Origin of the sequence: Pseudoalteromonas sp. 31A1, from assembly GCF_011378815.1 — a bacterium.
Taxonomy (GTDB): Bacteria; Pseudomonadota; Gammaproteobacteria; order Enterobacterales; family Alteromonadaceae; genus Pseudoalteromonas; species Pseudoalteromonas arctica.
In genome coordinates this window covers 124677-142599 of the sequence record NZ_WTKY01000003.1, presented here as the reverse complement: position 1 = coordinate 142599, position 17923 = coordinate 124677, and the positions used below count along the sequence as shown (strand labels likewise).

13 protein-coding genes are annotated in these 17923 nt (G+C 38.9%); 9 read left to right on the top strand and 4 right to left on the bottom strand.

The window, feature by feature from the left end; genetic code table 11:
- Nucleotides 1–8: 8 nt before the first annotated feature.
- On the top strand, nt 9–314 hold the full coding sequence (locus tag GQR52_RS04475; protein ID WP_165727592.1) for a hypothetical protein: 306 nt from the start codon (nt 9–11) through the stop codon (nt 312–314).
- Nucleotides 301–768 (top strand): ribosomal protein S18-alanine N-acetyltransferase, encoded by a 468-nt coding sequence (gene rimI / locus GQR52_RS04470; protein WP_165727697.1) that lies wholly within the window; start codon nt 301–303, stop codon nt 766–768. Before GQR52_RS04475 ends, rimI begins: the two co-directional genes overlap by 14 nt.
- Before the next feature lie 75 nt (nt 769–843).
- On the opposite strand, the gene GQR52_RS04465 is transcribed toward rimI, so the two are convergent.
- The gene (locus GQR52_RS04465; RefSeq protein ID WP_007581624.1) at nt 844–3510 is read right to left on the bottom strand and encodes an ATP-binding protein; all 2667 of its coding nucleotides are present in this window, start codon (nt 3508–3510) and stop codon (nt 844–846) included.
- An 853-nt stretch (nt 3511–4363) separates the two neighbouring features.
- Between GQR52_RS04465 and prfC the strand changes: the two genes are divergently transcribed.
- From prfC to GQR52_RS04445, 4 genes are all read left to right on the top strand, one after another.
- On the top strand, nt 4364–5953 hold the full coding sequence (gene prfC / locus GQR52_RS04460; protein ID WP_007581628.1) for a peptide chain release factor 3: 1590 nt from the start codon (nt 4364–4366) through the stop codon (nt 5951–5953).
- Between the two features lie 59 nt (nt 5954–6012).
- Nucleotides 6013–7755, top strand: a complete 1743-nt coding sequence (gene argS, locus GQR52_RS04455) for an arginine--tRNA ligase (protein WP_007581630.1) — start codon at nt 6013–6015, stop codon at nt 7753–7755.
- A 403-nt stretch (nt 7756–8158) separates the two neighbouring features.
- Complete coding sequence (gene pdxH / locus GQR52_RS04450; RefSeq protein WP_165727591.1) at nt 8159–8797, top strand: pyridoxamine 5'-phosphate oxidase; 639 nt, start codon at nt 8159–8161, stop codon at nt 8795–8797.
- A gap of 21 nt (nt 8798–8818) precedes the next feature.
- Nucleotides 8819–9586, top strand: coding sequence for a TatD family hydrolase (locus tag GQR52_RS04445; RefSeq protein ID WP_165727590.1), 768 nt, complete (start codon nt 8819–8821; stop codon nt 9584–9586).
- Here GQR52_RS04445 and GQR52_RS04440 read toward each other — a convergent pair.
- Nucleotides 9553–10173 carry an AhpA/YtjB family protein gene (locus GQR52_RS04440; RefSeq protein WP_007581635.1) on the bottom strand — a complete coding sequence of 207 codons (621 nt, stop codon included), beginning with the start codon at nt 10171–10173 and terminating at the stop codon, nt 9553–9555. The two genes, GQR52_RS04445 and GQR52_RS04440, sit on opposite strands and share 34 nt — an antisense overlap.
- 152 nt (nt 10174–10325) lie before the next feature.
- On the opposite strand from GQR52_RS04440, the gene serB reads away from it, so the two are divergent.
- Nucleotides 10326–11354, top strand: coding sequence for a phosphoserine phosphatase SerB (gene serB / locus GQR52_RS04435; protein ID WP_165727589.1), 1029 nt, complete (start codon nt 10326–10328; stop codon nt 11352–11354).
- A gap of 20 nt (nt 11355–11374) precedes the next feature.
- Here the strand turns inward: serB and GQR52_RS04430 are convergent, their stop codons facing one another.
- Nucleotides 11375–13852, bottom strand: coding sequence for a PilZ domain-containing protein (locus GQR52_RS04430; protein WP_165727588.1), 2478 nt, complete (start codon nt 13850–13852; stop codon nt 11375–11377).
- A 362-nt stretch (nt 13853–14214) separates the two neighbouring features.
- Between GQR52_RS04430 and radA the strand changes: the two genes are divergently transcribed.
- Together radA and GQR52_RS04420 are read left to right on the top strand one after the other, a co-directional pair.
- Complete coding sequence (gene radA, locus GQR52_RS04425; RefSeq protein ID WP_024590039.1) at nt 14215–15600, top strand: DNA repair protein RadA; 1386 nt, start codon at nt 14215–14217, stop codon at nt 15598–15600.
- 75 nt (nt 15601–15675) lie between these two features.
- Entirely contained in the window at nt 15676–16608 is a 933-nt protein-coding gene (locus tag GQR52_RS04420; RefSeq protein WP_024608998.1) for a hypothetical protein, read from the top strand.
- Nucleotides 16609–16673: 65 nt separating this feature from the next.
- Here GQR52_RS04420 and argE read toward each other — a convergent pair whose 3' ends face one another.
- A complete protein-coding gene (argE, locus tag GQR52_RS04415) occupies nt 16674–17834 on the bottom strand; it encodes an acetylornithine deacetylase (RefSeq protein WP_165727587.1) in 1161 nt (386 codons plus the stop codon).
- Between the last annotated feature and the right edge of the window lie 89 nt (nt 17835–17923).

Here is a 17923-nt window from a genome sequence, read left to right as displayed (position 1 = left end):
GAGTTGTTATGCATCCACGTTACGCAGCTATTTTTGATATAGAAAATCTTGAACTCAATCAACATTATTGTCCTCAAGCAAATGATCAAGCTAATACTTTATCGCAAAGCGCGATAGCTAGTTCTTTAACGCTAAATGAGCAACTACTTGCAGACATTAAACTCAGTGCAGAACCTATTATTATAAATAGCGTTGTACAGGGCAGTGAGATTCAATTAAACGACAATAAGCTTACATTGCCAACCCCACAGCTCAACGCCTCTGAGAAGCGTGCTTTATGGGCTTTAATGAGTGAACACCTTGATAAACTTTAAATCAGTAGATGAAACTGCAATACCTCAATTAATGGCCATCGAAACAGCGTGTCATAGCCATCCGTGGACTTTAAATACAATGGGTTCATGTATAGGCGGGCGCTATTTTAATGTTGCCGCATTTGATGAGGCGAGCATGATTGGTTTTTATATTGGTGAAAAAGCAGGGCCTGATTTTACACTTATGGATATTTGTGTAACACCAAGTCACCAGAGTAAGGGTATTGCAAGGCAGTTGTTAGCGCAGTTTATTGAATATGGTGAGCAGCAAAATGCTGAAAACCTCTTTTTAGAAGTACGCGAATCAAATACGCGTGCTATTGCGCTGTACGAGCGCGCAGGCTTTGCTGAGATGTCAGTGCGTAAAAACTACTACCCAAGCGATAACCCTGCTAAAAATGGCTTTGAAGACGCTATTTTAATGGGTATGGCGCTAGGTTTAAACTTTTCATAATTAAAGTCGGTAATTAGCATTTAAAATATAGAGCCGCTAAAGTACTGCATTTGTACCGTTTTGTAAGTTTACTTTTTAGGTTACTTTGTCGCTAATTGCTTGCTCAATGGCTGCTATTAAATCATTTACCAGCTCGTCTCTTGGTACTTTATTGTTACTTTTTAAGTTCTCTTCAAGTGCCGCAGCGCTATGGTAAATTTCATCAAAGTTAAAGCATCCAGAACTGCCTTTAACACTGTGCGCTATACCTCTTAATGCTTCCCAATCATCACAATGCTGCAAAGCTTTAACTTCTTCTAAATATGTAGGTAAGTTAGCTAAGTAATTATCGGCAATTTGCTGAAACTTTTCGCTCTTTAATAGGCTATCCCATTTATTTTGATTATCTTTTTCAAGATGCAGGTAGCTTACGAGTACATTTTCAAGAGCATCTTTATCAATGGGTTTAGCCAGTGCTTTGTCGCAACCAGCTTCTAGATAAGTGCCTATATCATGGTTCATTACATTGGCAGTAAGGGCAATGATAGGGCCATCATACGCTGCATGACGAAGCATTTTAGTCGCTTCTAATCCGCCCATTACAGGCATTTGCATATCCATAATAATAAGTTGGTAGTCGTTTACGAGCGCCATTTCTACAGCTTGTGCGCCATTACTGGCAATATCGGGTTCAAGACCCCAGGTTTGCAGTAATAATTTAATTAATAGTTGGTTATCTGGGTTATCCTCAGCCACTAATATATTGGCGTCGAAGCTATTGGTTGCAAACGATAAGAGAGGGTCTTTCTCTGGTATTAACTGGCTGTCTTGCGTTAAAAATTCAAGCATGGGTTGATCATCAGATAGCTGACATGCCACCCTAATTGTAACTCGGCTACCTACACCCACTTCACTTTCAAGGTTTACATCGCCACCAAGTAACAGTGCTAAGTTTTTAGAAATACACAACCCAAGACCTGTACCACCAAAACGACGTGTAGTTGTGGCATCGGCTTGTTCAAACGGCTTAAATACACGTTCTATTTGATGCTCAGACATACCAATACCAGTATCTTTAATTACAAACTCTAGCTTTTGACTTGCTTGTAAATAATGCACACAAATAGACACGCTGCCATTTTCGGTAAATTTAACAGCGTTATTAGCAATGTTTATAAGTATTTGTTTTAAGCGGGTCACATCACTATAAATGGTGCGAGGTAGCGGCAGTTGATAGTCGATATTAAGGGTTAATTGTTTTTCTTGTGCCAGTGGTTGAATAATTGATTCAATGTCGTGCACAAGCTGCACTACATTTAACGCTGACAAATCAACAGCCAGCTTTTCAGCTTCAATTTTAGATAAATCGAGTATGTTATTTATTAACTCTAGTAAGTGTTTTGAATTACGTAAAATAGTGCTTAGGTGTTGTTTGTCATTCGCTACTTTATCGTTGTGTAGTAACTGCTCTGTAAAGCCCATAATGGCCGTGAGCGGCGTGCGTATTTCGTGACTCATGTTAGCTAAAAAACGACTCTTAAGTTGATTAGCTTGCTCAGCTTGGCCAATAGCTAACTCAAGTTGGCTGTTCATAGCTTCAAGTGCTTGGGTACGACTTTCCACTTTATCTTCAAGGTGGTGTTTGTATTCTTCAAGCTGTTGTTGGTAGTGCCTTATTTGATTAACCATGTGGTTAAAGTCGTTAAATAAAACACCTACTTCATCATTTGTATGAGCTGGTAAGTGCACCGACAAATCGCCATCACCAACACGATGACTCGCAGCCCCGAGTAACTCAATTGGGTTAAGTAATAAATTGCGGACCACTACAAAAATTAATATTGGCAGGGTGATCACCGAAATAATAACAATTAAGCCTGTTATTAAACTTATGGCTTTACCTGATTGATAAAGCACCCCTTTGGGAATGGTCGATACGTAATAATATCCGCCGGGCATTTGCACTGCAAAAATCATTCGCTCTATTTTGTCTATGCTTGAGAGTTCAATAGTTGAAAGCATGCCGATATCAGCGAGGTCGTGCACTTGATTAAGTTCGTACTCGCTTATGTATTGGCCACGCATATTATAATCGGAGCTAAATAAAATTTTCCCGTCTTTAGTCAACATTAAATTAAGCGTGTTGTTATATGGCGCTTCTAAAATACTAGAGTTTAGTATTGAAGGTTCTATATGTATTACAATAAAACCAAGCTGCTGTGGTCGTTTTAAATAGTAATCAACACTATAAATTCGTTGAATAAAATACAAACTAGTGGTGCCATCATCCTTTTGAATCATAAATTGCTGTTTACTTAAATTACTTTGCAATACTTGATTAAAAAATGGGTAGCTTTTAGGCGCTGTTGTTAGGTTGTTAGAGTAGTAGGCATCGCTTTTACCACTGGCTGAAACTAAATTAATGCTAATTATATCGGGATAAGCCTCACTGTAACTGGCAAATACATCCATAAGCGCGCCAAGTTTTCGGGTGTAATTACCGTTGGCACGAATGTCGTTTGCTAAAAAATCACTAAGTACTGGCGAGGTTGAAAGTAGTTTTGCTGTAGAGTGAAAAGAGTCGATATAATTAAATATTTTTTGCTGTTGTTGCTCAACAAAACGGCTCATTATTAAATCAGCTTGTTTTTGTGTTGAATTAGTTACATTAGTGAGCGTAAAGCCACCTAAAAATAGCAGCGGTAGAATAACAAGGGGTGTTATATACCATAATAATCTAATACTTAACTTACTGGTTTTCATGACCAAACGACTTATCCTCCATGCAATCTATCAATAATATGCGTTACGACTTTATTACACAAGCTTGTGGCGGTCTTGGTGGCTAAATTACAATCAGTAGTTACATGGTATTTAGCTCTGTATTGGTGTTTTTTTATTTTATTAAGTTATTTTAATTTAATAAGTTACATGCTTATAACTGTTATTTTATTGTTCAAAAAAGTTTACATAAATTTACATCTTTTAAAGTCATTTTTTTAAAGATAAATGCTATCACTTAAAATTAAATTTTCTAATTTACTCTTAGTTATAAATACCAGTGGGTTAACGCAGGGCTGTTAGCCGGGCCACTAGGTTATATTCTCAAGCAAGGCTTAAAAATTCTAATGGTGTGCAGAGGCTTGGTGTATTGTGTGCTGATCCTATTTATTTGGCTTATTACTGATTTTTTTGTACCTCATTTGCAGTTAGGCTTCCCAAAATCCATATTAATAAAAAAGATCAGCTAATAACCAACCATTGATTGTTTATAAGGCCAAGATCAGCGAAAATAGTCTTCAATTACGATTAACATAACGGATCGCATGTGAAGGGCCAATTTAGGGCTTTTCTGATGGTGTGTTGAGCTTTCGAGGTTGCTCTATACCAATTTTATTAAAAACAAGATCGTTCTAGCGTATTAAATAACTCACTAACTACGTTAAAAATTATTCATAGAGAATAACTCTATGTGATAATTTCGCCTTGTTATTGCGCTATTTTATTATCGCTATAATAGAACGCTAATTTAATGCAATTGGTATTATTTAAGCCTTGAAAGCTCAGCATACTTAAAGTGGATAATATCCGTATACAAACTAAAAGAACTTTTTTAATGGCAGATCAAAATCTCCTTAGCGAAATTAATAAACGACGAACCTTTGCTATCATCTCTCACCCAGATGCTGGTAAAACAACCATTACCGAAAAAGTATTGTTATTCGGACAAGCTATTCAACGAGCCGGCACTGTAAAAGGCCGTGGCTCTAACCAGCATGCAAAGTCTGACTGGATGGAAATGGAAAAAGAGCGTGGTATATCTGTTACTACCTCTGTAATGCAGTTTCCATATAACAACGCACTTGTTAATTTACTTGATACTCCAGGACATGAAGATTTCTCGGAAGATACTTACCGCACATTAACTGCGGTAGATTCGTGTTTAATGGTTATTGATGCGGCAAAGGGTGTAGAAGATCGTACCCGTAAGCTAATGGAAGTTACACGCCTGCGTACAACGCCAATTGTTACGTTTATGAATAAATGTGACCGTGAAATTCGCGACCCAATGGAAGTGCTTGACGAAGTTGAAACAGAGCTAAATATTGCCTGTGCACCCATTACTTGGCCAATTGGCTGTGGTAAAGAGTTCAAAGGTGTTTATCACATTCATAATGACGAAGCTGTTTTATACAAAACAGGTCAGGGTCATAAAATTCAAGAAGTTCGTACCATTAAAGGTCTTGATAACCCAGAACTTGATATTGCCATTGGTGAAGATTTAGCTGCGCAATTACGCGATGAGCTTGAGCTTGTTATTGGCGCATCAAACGAATTTGATTTAGATCTGTTTTTAGCAGGTGAGCTTTCGCCAGTTTATTACGGTACCGCACTTGGTAACTTTGGTGTTGACCACGTTTTAGATGGTTTAACTAAATGGGCACCAACGCCACTGCCTCGTGAAACCGAAGACAGACTTATTGTTGCAACTGAAGAAAACTTTACTGGTTTTGTATTTAAAATTCAGGCCAACATGGACCCTAAACACCGTGACCGTATTGCATTTATGCGTATTGTATCGGGTAAGTATAGCCAAGGCATGAAAATGAATCACGTGCGAATTGGCAAGCAAGTGAGCATTTCTGATGCGGTAACCTTTATGGCGGGCGATCGTGAGCGCGCAGCTGACGCTTACGCGGGCGATATTATTGGTTTGCATAACCACGGTACCATTCAAATTGGTGATACGTTCACACAAGGCGAAAAGCTTAAATTTAGTGGTATCCCTAACTTTGCGCCTGAATTATTCCGCCGTATTCGTCTTCGCGATCCGCTTAAGCAAAAGCAATTATTAAAAGGCTTAGTACAGCTTTCTGAAGAAGGTGCTGTGCAGGTATTTAGACCGCTTATAAACAACGATTTAATTGTGGGCGCGGTAGGTGTACTTCAGTTTGATGTAGTTGTAGCGCGCTTAAAAGCCGAATATAACGTAGATGCTATTTACGAAGGTGTAAACGTAAATACAGCGCGTTGGGTAAGCAGCGACGATGTTAAAAAGTTTGAAGACTTTAAGCGCAAGTGCGAAAGTAATTTAGCACTCGATGGTGGCGATAACTTAACTTACATTGCGCCGAGCCGTGTAAATCTTAACTTATCGGTAGAGCGTTACCCAGAAGTGACATTTAACCACACTCGCGAAAACTAGAATCGACTGACTACAGTTAACTGAAAGCCTGCTTTGGCGGGCTTACAAAGGTAAAAAATATGAATATTCGTACTATTTTAATCGAAAAAGCCATTGCCGCTATGGCGGGCGCAGGCTTACCTGAAGATACAAACCCAGCAGTAACACAAAGCACACGTCCACAATTTGGTGATTACCAAATTAATGCAGCAATGGGCGCGGCTAAAAAAATGAAAAGCAATCCACGTGAGCTTGCGCAAAAAATTATAGATAATCTTGATGTAAGCGATATTGCTCAAAAGACTGAAATTGCTGGCCCAGGTTTTATTAATATTCATTTAAAGCCTGAGTTTTTAGCTCAAAGCGTACAAGCCGCTAACAGTGATGCAAAGCTTGCTGTAAACGAGCATGCTAACCCGCAAAAAGTGGTTGTTGACTATTCATCACCAAACCTTGCTAAAGAAATGCACGTAGGCCATTTACGTTCAACCATTATTGGTGACTCAATTGTACGTGCGCTTGAATTTAGAGGTGATACGGTTGTACGTCAAAATCACATGGGTGATTGGGGCACGCAATTTGGTATGTTAATCGCGCATTTAGAAGATCAAATTAGCCAAGGTGTTGATTTAGATTCTGTAGCGCTTGCTGATTTAGAAACCTTTTACCGCGATGCTAAAAAACGCTTTGACGACGAAGAAGGCTTTGCTGATAAAGCACGTAATTACGTTGTTAAATTACAAGGCGGCGATGCGCACTGTGAAAAACTTTGGAAACTGTTTATAGCTACCTCAGTTAAGCACTCTGAAGAAGTATACAAGCGTTTAAATGTAACACTTACTCAAGCTGATATTATGGCTGAAAGCGCATACAACGCAGAACTTAACGATATTATTAGCCTACTTAAAGATAAAAATATTGCAGTAGAGTCGCAAGGCGCGCAAGTTGTGTTTTTAGATGAACTTGCCAACAAAGATGGTGAACCATCTGCGTTTATCGTACAAAAATCTGGCGGTGGTTTTTTATATGCAACAACAGATTTAGCGGCATGTGATTACCGTTCAAATAAATTAGGTGCTGATCGTATCTTAATTTTTGTAGATGCACGTCAAAATCTACACTTTAATCAAGTAGAGCTTACAGCGCGTAAAGCCGGTTTATTACGAGACGAAACAAGTTACGAGTTTTGCCCGTTTGGCACCATGATGGGCGCCGATAACAAACCATTTAAAACACGTACTGGCGGCACAGTAAAACTTGCTGACTTATTAGAAGAATCAATTAACCGTGCAGCTGCAAAACTAGCTGAACGTGAATCGGATTTAAGTGATAGCGATCGCAGCGAGATTGCACGTAAAGTAGGTATTGGCGCAGTTAAATACGCCGACCTTTCTAAGCACCGTACCAGCGATTACATTTTTAACTGGGACAGCATGCTAAGCTTTGAAGGCGCAACCGCTCCTTATTTACAATATGCTTATACACGTATACGCAGTATTTTCCGTAAGTCAGGCGTTGATGCAGCTACATTAAATTCAGATGTTGCAATTATTGAGCCTCAAGAAAAAGCACTAGCACTTAAGCTACTACAGCTTGAAGAAGTACTTGATTTAATGATCAGCGAAGCAACACCGCACGTACTATGTGGTTACTTATATGAGCTAGCAAGCTTATACATGACATTTTACGAAGCCTGCCCAGTACTTAAAGAGGGCGTAGAGCCAAGCGTGCGCGATAGCCGCTTAGTGCTGTGTAATTTGGTTTCTAAAACACTAGAAACGGGATTAGATTTGCTAGGCATTGAAGTTATGGAGCAAATGTAATCACCGTCGTATTTTAACCTAATACTGCGTTATCCAATCCGACTTACCCTAATCACATACAAACCGTATGCTCATAGGGATAAGTCAGGTTGGACGCCTTGTCTTAGGCTAAACTACTTAGGTGAACCGTCTGCTGCGTGTAGTTCGCTTTGACTGTGTTGTCGTGCACTTCTACACTTGCAGATATCTGAGTTGTGTAGTTTACGTTGTAGGTTGGGTTGAGTGAAACGAAACCCAACGATACGCCTGAGACTCTATGTTTATTGCTATCGAATGCACCTGAGGCTCTGTGTTTATTGCTATCGCATGCACCTGAATCTTAATATTTGTTACTACTCAACATCCATTGTTTTAAGCTCGCTACTCTAAGCTCTTTTCTAAGGCTTTATTTAAAGGACTTGTTATGAAACTCGAAGATATCCGCCGTGAATACCTGCAAGACGCGTTAAGCGAAGATAACTTGCAAGATGATCCATTCAAGCAGTTTGAAACATGGCTTGAGCATGCAGTGGCAAGCCAGTTACCCGATCCAACTGCGATGGTTGTAGCAACTGTTGATGAAACCGGTCAACCTTCACAGCGCATTGTGCTTTTAAAGCATCTGGATGATAACGGTTTTGTATTTTTTACCAATACAGGTTCGCGTAAAGCGCAAGAGCTTAAAGGTAATAATAAAATTTCCTTGCACTTTCCGTGGCACCACATGGAACGCCAAGTTATTGTATATGGCGAGGCTAAACCATTACCTACCTCTGCTGTGGCAAAGTACTTTTTATCACGCCCTAAAGAAAGCCAATTAGCGGCGTGGGCGTCAGCGCAAAGCCGTCCGGTGTCATCACGTAAAGTACTCATGGAAACCTTCGCCAACATGAAAAGTAAGTTTGCTAAAGGTGAAATTCCACTCCCTGATTTTTGGGGCGGATATTGTGTAGTACCCACTAAAATTGAGTTTTGGCAAGGTGGAGCGCATCGTTTGCATGATCGCTTTATGTATCAGCGCCAAGCAGATAACAGCTGGCAAATTACACGCTTAAACCCTTAATAAATAGATGAGTAAGTAACCGTGCAATTTATTGACTCTCATTGCCACCTCGACTTTAGCGAGTTTGATTCGAATCGTGAATCGCTCATAAACGAGTGTGTAGCAAAGGGAGTTAATCAGTTTGTTGTACCGGGTATTACGCTTGCTCAATCGCATGCTCTCATAAAATTCAAAGCAACTAACCCAAGTATAAAAATAGCCGCAGGGCTACATCCTTACTTTTTAGAGCAACATAAAGAATCGCACATAGAAGCGTTATTTGAATTCGCGACTACAAATAAACATCAGCTGGTTGCTATTGGGGAGTGCGGGCTTGATCGAAGTATTGAAAACCTTCCTAAACAAACTTATTTATTTGAGCAGCAAATAGGGCTTTCTAATGAGCTTAACTTACCGCTCATTGTGCATCATAGGCAAAGCCATGATTTAATTGCGCAATCGTTTAAGCGGTGTAAGCCAAAAAACGGGGGAGTGATTCATGCCTTTTCGGGCTCACTTCAACAAGCGCAGTACTATATTAAGCAGGGTTTTAAGCTTGGCATAGGCGGTGTTATTACCTATGATCGCGCAGTTAAAACACGCGCTGTTATTGCTGCTATTGAGCCAGAGCACTTAGTACTTGAAACCGACTCACCTTCAATGCCGTTAAGCGGTCATCAAGGTGAAGTTAACACGCCACTGCATATACCTGATGTATTTAACGCGTTATGTGATTTAAAGCCACATAGTGAAAGAGGGACGCTTGCAAAGCAGCTTTACGATTCTTGTTCAGATGTTTTTTGCATATAGCGATTTACCTGCCAACGTTTTAATCCACGCCCTAACTGCCACGTAAAAATACATGCAATCACTAGCATTAATAGTACCTGTCGACCTAAGTCATGAAAATGATTATGGCTGTCGGATATTGCGGCGCGAGTTAAATAAGTAACAGACACAAAGCCTATAGGGCGGTCATCATCGCTTATCACGGGTTCCATAAAAGGTGTTTTTAGTTTACTAATACCCGGTGTAGAGTCAGGGAGTTGTCCATAAATATGATGTGACTGCCAATTGTCACTGCTAGCAATTAAAATGCCTTGTTGATCATAAATAGTCGCAGAAAGTACAAATTCATCTTTACTTATATCGTTACAAATGGCGTTGAGCTGTGGTTTGTTTTTTTCAATAAGCGGTGTTTTAACATTTAAAGCCATAAACTGAGTGAGGCTTTTTGCCGTGCTATCGGCACTATCATAAAGTAACTGATGACTCTGAAAACTACTATTAACACCTACCCAGCTTAGTAATACAAAACAACCAGCCGCTAGTATTAAGCGAACAAGTCGTTTTCTTTGAGAAGCAGTAATAGGGTTTTTAATATGGTTATTTTTCATAGTCACCGTTTATGCTACTGACAGCATTTTGATTTGATGTTACAACTACACTAACTATAACCTTAAACCCCACCTGATGGCGAATTTAGTGTTGAGAATACCAGTTATGATATGCCAATTATCAGGAAAATAAAAATAAACACGGAGATCCCATGTCGCAAATCAACATGGCACAGCAAGCTGCTGAGCAACCATTACAACACTTAACTCTAAATAAATGGTTTAGCTATAGTGGTGGTGCATTTACACCTCTTGATTATATACCAAACAAAGCATTAGGGTTATTTAGCATCGCATTTGCGGGTGATTTTGAAGAAAAACACATTGTTAGCATTATTGATTTTTTAGCTACGCATAACCAAACAGTCAGTGCTATATGTCAATATCAACCAGATTTAGGGTTAGCTCCAGCACTGTGTTTTTACGCGAAAAACTCCGATCAAGCTATAAACCCGTTAGTACTACAAGAGTTTTCAAGCACTCTAGATTGTCAATTAGTGCAAGTTGCTACTGCGCCTAATTTATATGAGCCTGGTTTATTGGTTATGGATATGGATTCAACTGCAATAACTATTGAGTGCATAGACGAAATAGCACGCCTTGCGGATGTTTACGACGAAGTTGCCTCTGTAACCGCACTTGCAATGGCGGGTAAACTTGATTTTAGCGAGAGTTTAAATCAGCGCGTAGCTAAACTGGCTGGTATTGAAAAAAGCTTAATTGAAGAGCTAAAAAGTGCATTGCCACTCATGCCGGGCATTAAAGTGCTGTGTCAAATTCTAAAACAGCATGACTGGTATTTAGCAATTGCATCAGGTGGTTTTGTACCGTTTGCAGAGCGCGTTCAAGAGCTTATTAATTTAGATGAAGTGCACGCTAATGTACTCGAATTTAAAGACGATAAACTAACAGGTAAAGTACTGGGTACAATTGTAGATGCACAACAAAAAGCAATTATTCTAGAGTCGTTACAACATAAACTAGGGCTTGAGAAGTCGCAAACAGTTGCTATTGGCGATGGCGCAAACGATTTAGTCATGATGGCAAAAGCTGGCCTAGGTGTAGCAGTGCATGGCAAACCTAAAGTAGTTGAGCAAGCACAAGCGGCTATTTGTGAAGGGTCATTATTACAATTGTTGTATATGTTGGCCATTCCGTTAGATAAAGAGCCCGCTCTTTAAAGTTGTTTAAGTTAAACCGCTTAGCGTAAGCGGTTTAACCAAATTAGTTTACGGCGGCCCATTTGTTCAACTTGCTCTTTTTTAAGCTCTAAATGGCTTAGAGCTTCTTCAGTTATATCTACTACGTCCCCCACGCCTGCAACAGCCCATAATGCTTCTTCTAAATCTTTTGCTTTATGCATTGCATATTGGCTTACGTATTTAAGCTCGTTTGATAGATAGTCAGTATCGGGGCGACCTGTGCGCGAAATATACAAACGCATCACAAATATAAGTTGTGATGTAATGCCTTTACTAATTTGTTTATAAAAGCTGGAATAGTCTTCACCTAAAGCGCATTGGCTAACAATAGCCTCTTCAATTTTGCCCTTACGAGGGTCGAAATTAATAGCGAGTGTAAAAGCGAGCGGTGCATCTTGGCGACTGCGATCTTTAATATTAGGCGTTATTACATTAATAATTTGCTCTTCGGTAAGAATACTCGAAAAGTCAGTTTTGCTACCTAATAAGCCAAAGTTTTGCAAAATAACATGCATAGGACTGGCGTATAAGCCATAACCAATTGCACCTGTTTTAAAGTGTGCAGCTTCTTTGTGTAAATACAGCGGAAATTGGCATACACTTTTTGTGACCATATTTCTAAGTGCGGTAGATAAGCCTTCTACTTTTGGCGCTTCTTCAGATACTTTAAGTTTGTCTTTATTCCCTTCTATTAACTGAGTGAAAAAGGTCACGCCAGCATGGGGTAAATCAGCAATACGATTCGCTTTTAGGTTGATAGTAGTGAATGACTTACTTATAGCCATTATTTCGTACTTTAGTTCGCTAAGCTTATGCTTTTTAGTTATTTTTTGAAGCTCAGGAAATGTTAAAAGTACTATATCACCTTTTTTAAATGTGACTGGTTGCTCGCACTCTAATTGCAAACCCATTACAGAAAAGTCACGTGTATAACCGTTAAATACTTCATCATTAATAGTGACGCTAACCGGTGTTTTATAAAGGTAGCGCTTATGCGAGCGTAAATTTACGTATTCAAGTGGCACAATATCTAAATAAGGTGGCGTTTTATGTTTTGCGTGGCCAAAATGTTTAAGCTGATTTACTAACGCTTTATCAAAAGTAAGTTGTTTATAATCTGCTTGCTCTGTTTTATTGCCAATACTTGTAAGTACAACAATATATTTAACGTCTTTTATAAGGCCTTTAACTCGAGGGGAAGGCGGCTTGTTGAGTTTTTCAATATTAGCGCCAGCACTATTAGGTAATGAAAGCGGTATAAAAGAATCATCTGGATGACTTGGCATTATTTGTATTTTAAAGCACTGCCAACTTTCTTTTTGGCTACCAAAACCTAAAAATAGATCACGTAATTTAGGGTTATTATTTAGCTCAGTTCGTGTCGCAGAGTAATAGTAAATTTTACCCGATGATATATGTGTAAATGTATAGAGGTAATCTTCTTTGACCGCGGTAATTTGGGTTAGTAATTGTGTAATGCGCTGATGATTGAGTATATTGTACAAACACGGTGTTTTTCTTTCATCGGTAAAATAGCGCTGGATAAAAATATTATTTTCAGTAGTAAGGCTAAGGCTTGGGTAATACTGTTCATCTTTTTTGCTTAAAAATACATATAAAGACGTTACACGAGGGATGTAGTATTGCTCATACCCCTTTGATACTACAGCATCGAGCGTGTTATCTAAATTTACTTTATAACGACGTTTATTACCGTGAATAAAGCTTTCTAAAAAGTCATTAAAGGCGTCGTTATTTTCGATATAAGTGCGTTTTAAGCGAATGTGGTTGTATTCACGAGAGATATTTTCAACGGCAACAACCTCGTATTGAATACCGTTTTTTAGGCCAAGTTCAAAGTCTTGTTCAAGGCCTACCAAGCGCATTGCTATTAGTTCACCTTTTTTTATAGAGTAGCGCGTTGCAAGCTTAACTTTACAACCGCTTAAAGATATATCTGAGGTGCTAGCAGCAATGTTCTTTTTATCTTTGTAATCAATAGTTACTTTTATTGAGTAATTCATCCGTTCTTCACGGCGGCTCTCGTAAGAGGCAAACTTAATGACTTCAGTGCTTAAGTTACTTTCTGATTCTTGTAGTTCTGATTTTTCGGCGGCTTGTTTTTGTAATACGCGGTGGTTATTTTCTGTATTCATTACGGCTTCGTAAACGGCTAGGGTATATTCACCATGCTGTTTAAGTGCTTTTTCAAACACTTCAATGGCTGTGTCATCCATAAAGTGCTGTTTGCCGTTATGCTCATACGGTTTTACTTGGCCCGTCACTAATCCACGAAGATCAACAAAGCGTGCCACTGGCTGAGATAAGCGTGACATTTCCATTTTCATCAAAAATTGCTCAGGTTTGGTTAACCCAGCGGTTTTTGATTTGAAAATTAGGTCAAATTTAGCATTGCCTAAATATGTTTTTAACTCATTCACGAGGTCTTCGTGTTTGAGCATTATGTCATCAGCCATTTATAAAACCATCACCGTCTAATTGAAAAAGTAGGTATACTGTTAAGTCCATTTATTAGAAGTTCAATAAACGTTAAATCGCGCTATGTTATTAATATAGGTACAATTATTTTAGTTACTACTGTTTAGCTCTTGTTATTATGTGTTATATGCCATTTTGTTGGCAAGTTACTTTAAACTATTTCAAAGCAAAAAGTATGCCCTAAATTATAGCTAAAAAGAAACACCATGTGTATTTAATGATTGTGACGCTAGATTTTTACGCAGGCAAGAGTTTGTTGCTAAGTAAATGCTTGAAGTGGCAAAATAAGTTATTAGAAGTAAATGTTTTTAAAATTAGAGAATCGTAGATAAGGTTATAAATGACTAAAGCGGCAAAAATAGAGTTTGTGTGTACAGAGTGTGGCATGAACTACCCACGTTGGCAGGGTCAATGCCGCTGCGGTGCGTGGAACACATTAGCAGAATTTAAACCTTCAGCAGGGCAGAGTAAAAAAGCGTCAGTTCGAGCAAATGTAGGTGGTTATGCTGGCGGTGCTGGTGGCGGCTCTAAAAAAATTAATGATATTGCTACGTCAGAGGCAGAAAAACAGCTAACTGAAATAGGCGAGCTCGATCGTGTGCTAAGCGGTGGTGTAACTACCGGCTCTGTTAATATAATTTCGGGTGATCCAGGTGCTGGTAAAACAACCTTGCTATCTGATCTAGTGGCGAGAATGTCACAACGTATGCCGTCACTTTACTGTACGGCCGAGGAGTCATTATCGCAGTTTAAAAACAGGGTAAATCGTTTAAAGTTAAACTATAACCCTGACGAGCTTTATTTACTTTCAGAAACCAGTGTTGAAACCATCATTGAAGAGCTCGAGAAAAATAAAATTAAGTTTGCTGTTATTGACTCTATTCAAGCGGTTGTAACCGAAACGGCAAATGGTAGCCCAGGTTCGCCTTCGCAAGTAAAAAGTGCCGCCCAAGCATTGACTCAATACTGTAAGCAAAATGATGTAACCATGTTTATTATTGCTCATGTAAATAAAAATAACGAAATAGCAGGTCCTCAAACACTTGTACATATTGTCGATGCGCTTTTACACATAGACACCAACGATGGGCAAATTCGAACCCTTAGGGCAAATAAAAACCGCTTTGGTGATATAGATACCGTTGGCATTTTTAAAATGTGCGAACGTGGGATGTTAAGCGTTGATAACCCGAGCGAAATTTTCTTGTCGGGTTCAACCACTGACTCGCCAGGCTCTACAATTACCTGTATTCGTAAAGGCAATCGTAATTTATTGCTGGAAATTCAGTGTTTAACGACCGAAACCGAGGCGGAATTTCCGCAGCGTGTGTGCGTAGGTTTAAACATGAACCGCATAAAAATGCTGACTGGCATATTACGAAAACACACTAAAACCAAAATATTCCACGATACGTTTTTTAATATTGTGGGTGGCCTAAGAATTGATGAAACGGAAACTTGTATTGATTTAGCATTAGTAACCGCGTTACTTAGCAGCTTAAATGAATTTGTTGTGCCACGTACCACGTGTATTATGGGCGAACTCAGCTTAAACGGCGATGTACGCCCAATTGATAGTGGTGTGCCACGTGTTAAAGAAGCAGCACAACATGGTTTTACAGAAATATATATTCCATTTCGTAATTACCATAAGTCGATGGAAGGGCTGGGCGCTAAAATTACCCCAGTTAAAACAGTACATGAGTTGCTTAGTTTAATTAATTAATACTTACGGGTGTTAATGTGTAATGTTACTCTTAATAAAACTCGGTTTACACAAAGAATAGAATAAGGAAATAACATGAAAAAGTTAGTAATAGTTGCAGCGATTGTAGCTGCGGGCGTTGGTGGCGTGAGCTATGCAAATTATGTAGCTACACAAGAAGTGCGTGCAGAAGTAGATAAGCAACTTGCTTTAGTAAGCGAGCAAACTGGCGCTACATTTAAATACGCTGGTTTATCGGCAAGTGTTATTTCAAAAAGCGTAGAAATAACAAACATGGAAGTAATAAGCCCAGAGGGCGACAATGTTGCTAATATTCAAAGCATTGAAATAACAGGTTACGAGCCAGATAAAATATCACCTCATACATCATTTGATGTAAAAAGCTTTCAGTTTGATAAAGACTTTGTTTCAAAATTACCTGCTGATACAAATGAAATGCTCGCGTCGGCAAGTTACGACTTACATTCATCACTTGATTACGATGAAGAGTCTGGCAATAGTGATGTAGTAGTTAAGCTTGATGCAAAAGACATTGTTAGTTTTAATATGGATATGGGCTTGGCTAATTCAAAAGCATTAATGGATGCTTCATTAGCGATTAGTAAAGCGCAGCAAGAAGCGGGTAACCAGCCACTTACTTATGAGCAAGAGTTACAGCAGCAAACACTTGTTATGCAAGCAATGAGTAAGTTAGAGCCGCGCAATGTTAGCTTTGCCTTAAATAACCAAGGTAAGTTAAAAGACTTACTATCAAGTGAGCTTGAAAAGCAAGGCATGACGCTAGAGCAAATGGAAATGATGTTAGAGCAGCAGTTACAACAGGCTCCTGTAACTGAAAATATTGCAGAGGCTTTAACTAGCTTTGCTAAAGGTTTAAATTCATTCAGTGTGTCTGCAAAGCTGCCTGAAGGCAAAACTATGATGGAAATTAACCAACAAGTTATGATGCTAGTAGGGCAACCTGAAGAGCTAGTTAAGTTTATTAACTTAGAAGTTAAAGGTGATTAAGCCTTAGTTTTGTATTAATAAAGGCGCCAATTGGCGCCTTTATTATTTTGTGTTGTTATAAGCAGTTAATAACTCTGATAGCTAAAGCAATTGGCTTTAATAATATCGGTGATTATTTGTTGTGATGGTTTTATTTTTTCCATTGCTAAAAACTCGTCAGGTTGATGCGCTTGGTTAATTGAGCCAGGGCCCATTACGATTGTTTCACAACCGAGTTGTTGGATAAACGGCGCTTCAGTGCAATAATTTACCGCGACCGCTTTCTGCCCCGCTATTTTTTCAGCCATTTTAACTAAAGCACTGTCGGTGCTACCACTAAATGCCGGGATTGGTTCATGTAAATCAATAACGCTCACCGCATTTGGGTATTGCTGATTTATCTCTTTTGTTGCATCAAGCACTAATGCTTGTAGTTCTTGTACACTTAAACCTGGTAATGGGCGCATATCTATATGCATTTCACAGCAACCACAAATTCTATTCGCATTATCGCCACCATGAATATTACCTAAGTTTAATGTTGGATAAGGAATTTCAAAGTGATTTATTGAATACTTATGCTTTAATTGCTCTTTTAAGATCATCAATTTTGTAATCACTTTATGCATTACTTCAATGGCGTTAAGGCCACGTTCGGGATCTGAGCTATGCCCAGAGCGACCAACCACTCTTATTGCTGTACTCATATGGCCCTTGTGCATAAATACTGGCGTCATATCAGTAGGTTCGCCAATTATACAGCGTGCAGGTTTTAAATTAGGGTGCTTACATATTTGCTGTGCACCTGCCATAGTTGTTTCTTCATCGGCAGTGGCGAGTATTAAAATAGGTTGAGTTTGCTGCTTTTCATCAAGTTCACTAATCGCTTGTAATACAAAAGCAAAAAATCCTTTCATATCAATGCTTCCCAGCCCATACAATTTATTGTCTAGTTCGGTAAGTTTAAACGGATTGTGGTTCCAGCAGCTGTCATCAAAAGGCACTGTATCTGTGTGGCCCGCAAGCATTAACCCGCCATCGCCTTTTCCACGCTTTGCTAATAAATTAAAGCGGCCTTTACCTCCTTCTAATTCAATAATTTCACACGTAAAACCGAGTGTTTCGCACCACCTAGCAAGGAGTTCAATTACGTTTTTATTGCTCATACACAGGTTGTCTTCAATTGCACTAATAGAAGGGGCTGCAATCAATTGTTGATACATAGAAATAAACGAAGGCAAAGGCATAAAAAAATCCAAAATTATTATTCAATTTAATTGCATAACAATATAAAAGTATTTATGATGAATATCAATTCACTTTTTAAGCATAAATA

Excerpts from the sequence above, each read along its gene's own strand:
- argS (WP_007581630.1), top strand. The coding sequence starts at position 6,013 with ATGAATATTCGTACTATTTTAATCGAAAAAGCCATTGCCGCTATGGCG.
- GQR52_RS04465 (WP_007581624.1), bottom strand. The coding sequence starts at position 3,510 with ATGAAAACCAGTAAGTTAAGTATTAGATTATTATGGTATATAACACCC.
- prfC (WP_007581628.1), top strand. The coding sequence starts at position 4,364 with ATGGCAGATCAAAATCTCCTTAGCGAAATTAATAAACGACGAACCTTT.
- GQR52_RS04420 (WP_024608998.1), top strand. The coding sequence starts at position 15,676 with ATGAAAAAGTTAGTAATAGTTGCAGCGATTGTAGCTGCGGGCGTTGGT.
- GQR52_RS04475 (WP_165727592.1), top strand. The coding sequence starts at position 9 with ATGCATCCACGTTACGCAGCTATTTTTGATATAGAAAATCTTGAACTC.
- GQR52_RS04430 (WP_165727588.1), bottom strand. The coding sequence starts at position 13,852 with ATGGCTGATGACATAATGCTCAAACACGAAGACCTCGTGAATGAGTTA.
- argE (WP_165727587.1), bottom strand. The coding sequence starts at position 17,834 with ATGCCTTTGCCTTCGTTTATTTCTATGTATCAACAATTGATTGCAGCC.
- pdxH (WP_165727591.1), top strand. The coding sequence starts at position 8,159 with ATGAAACTCGAAGATATCCGCCGTGAATACCTGCAAGACGCGTTAAGC.
- radA (WP_024590039.1), top strand. The coding sequence starts at position 14,215 with ATGACTAAAGCGGCAAAAATAGAGTTTGTGTGTACAGAGTGTGGCATG.
- serB (WP_165727589.1), top strand. The coding sequence starts at position 10,326 with ATGTCGCAAATCAACATGGCACAGCAAGCTGCTGAGCAACCATTACAA.
- GQR52_RS04440 (WP_007581635.1), bottom strand. The coding sequence starts at position 10,173 with ATGAAAAATAACCATATTAAAAACCCTATTACTGCTTCTCAAAGAAAA.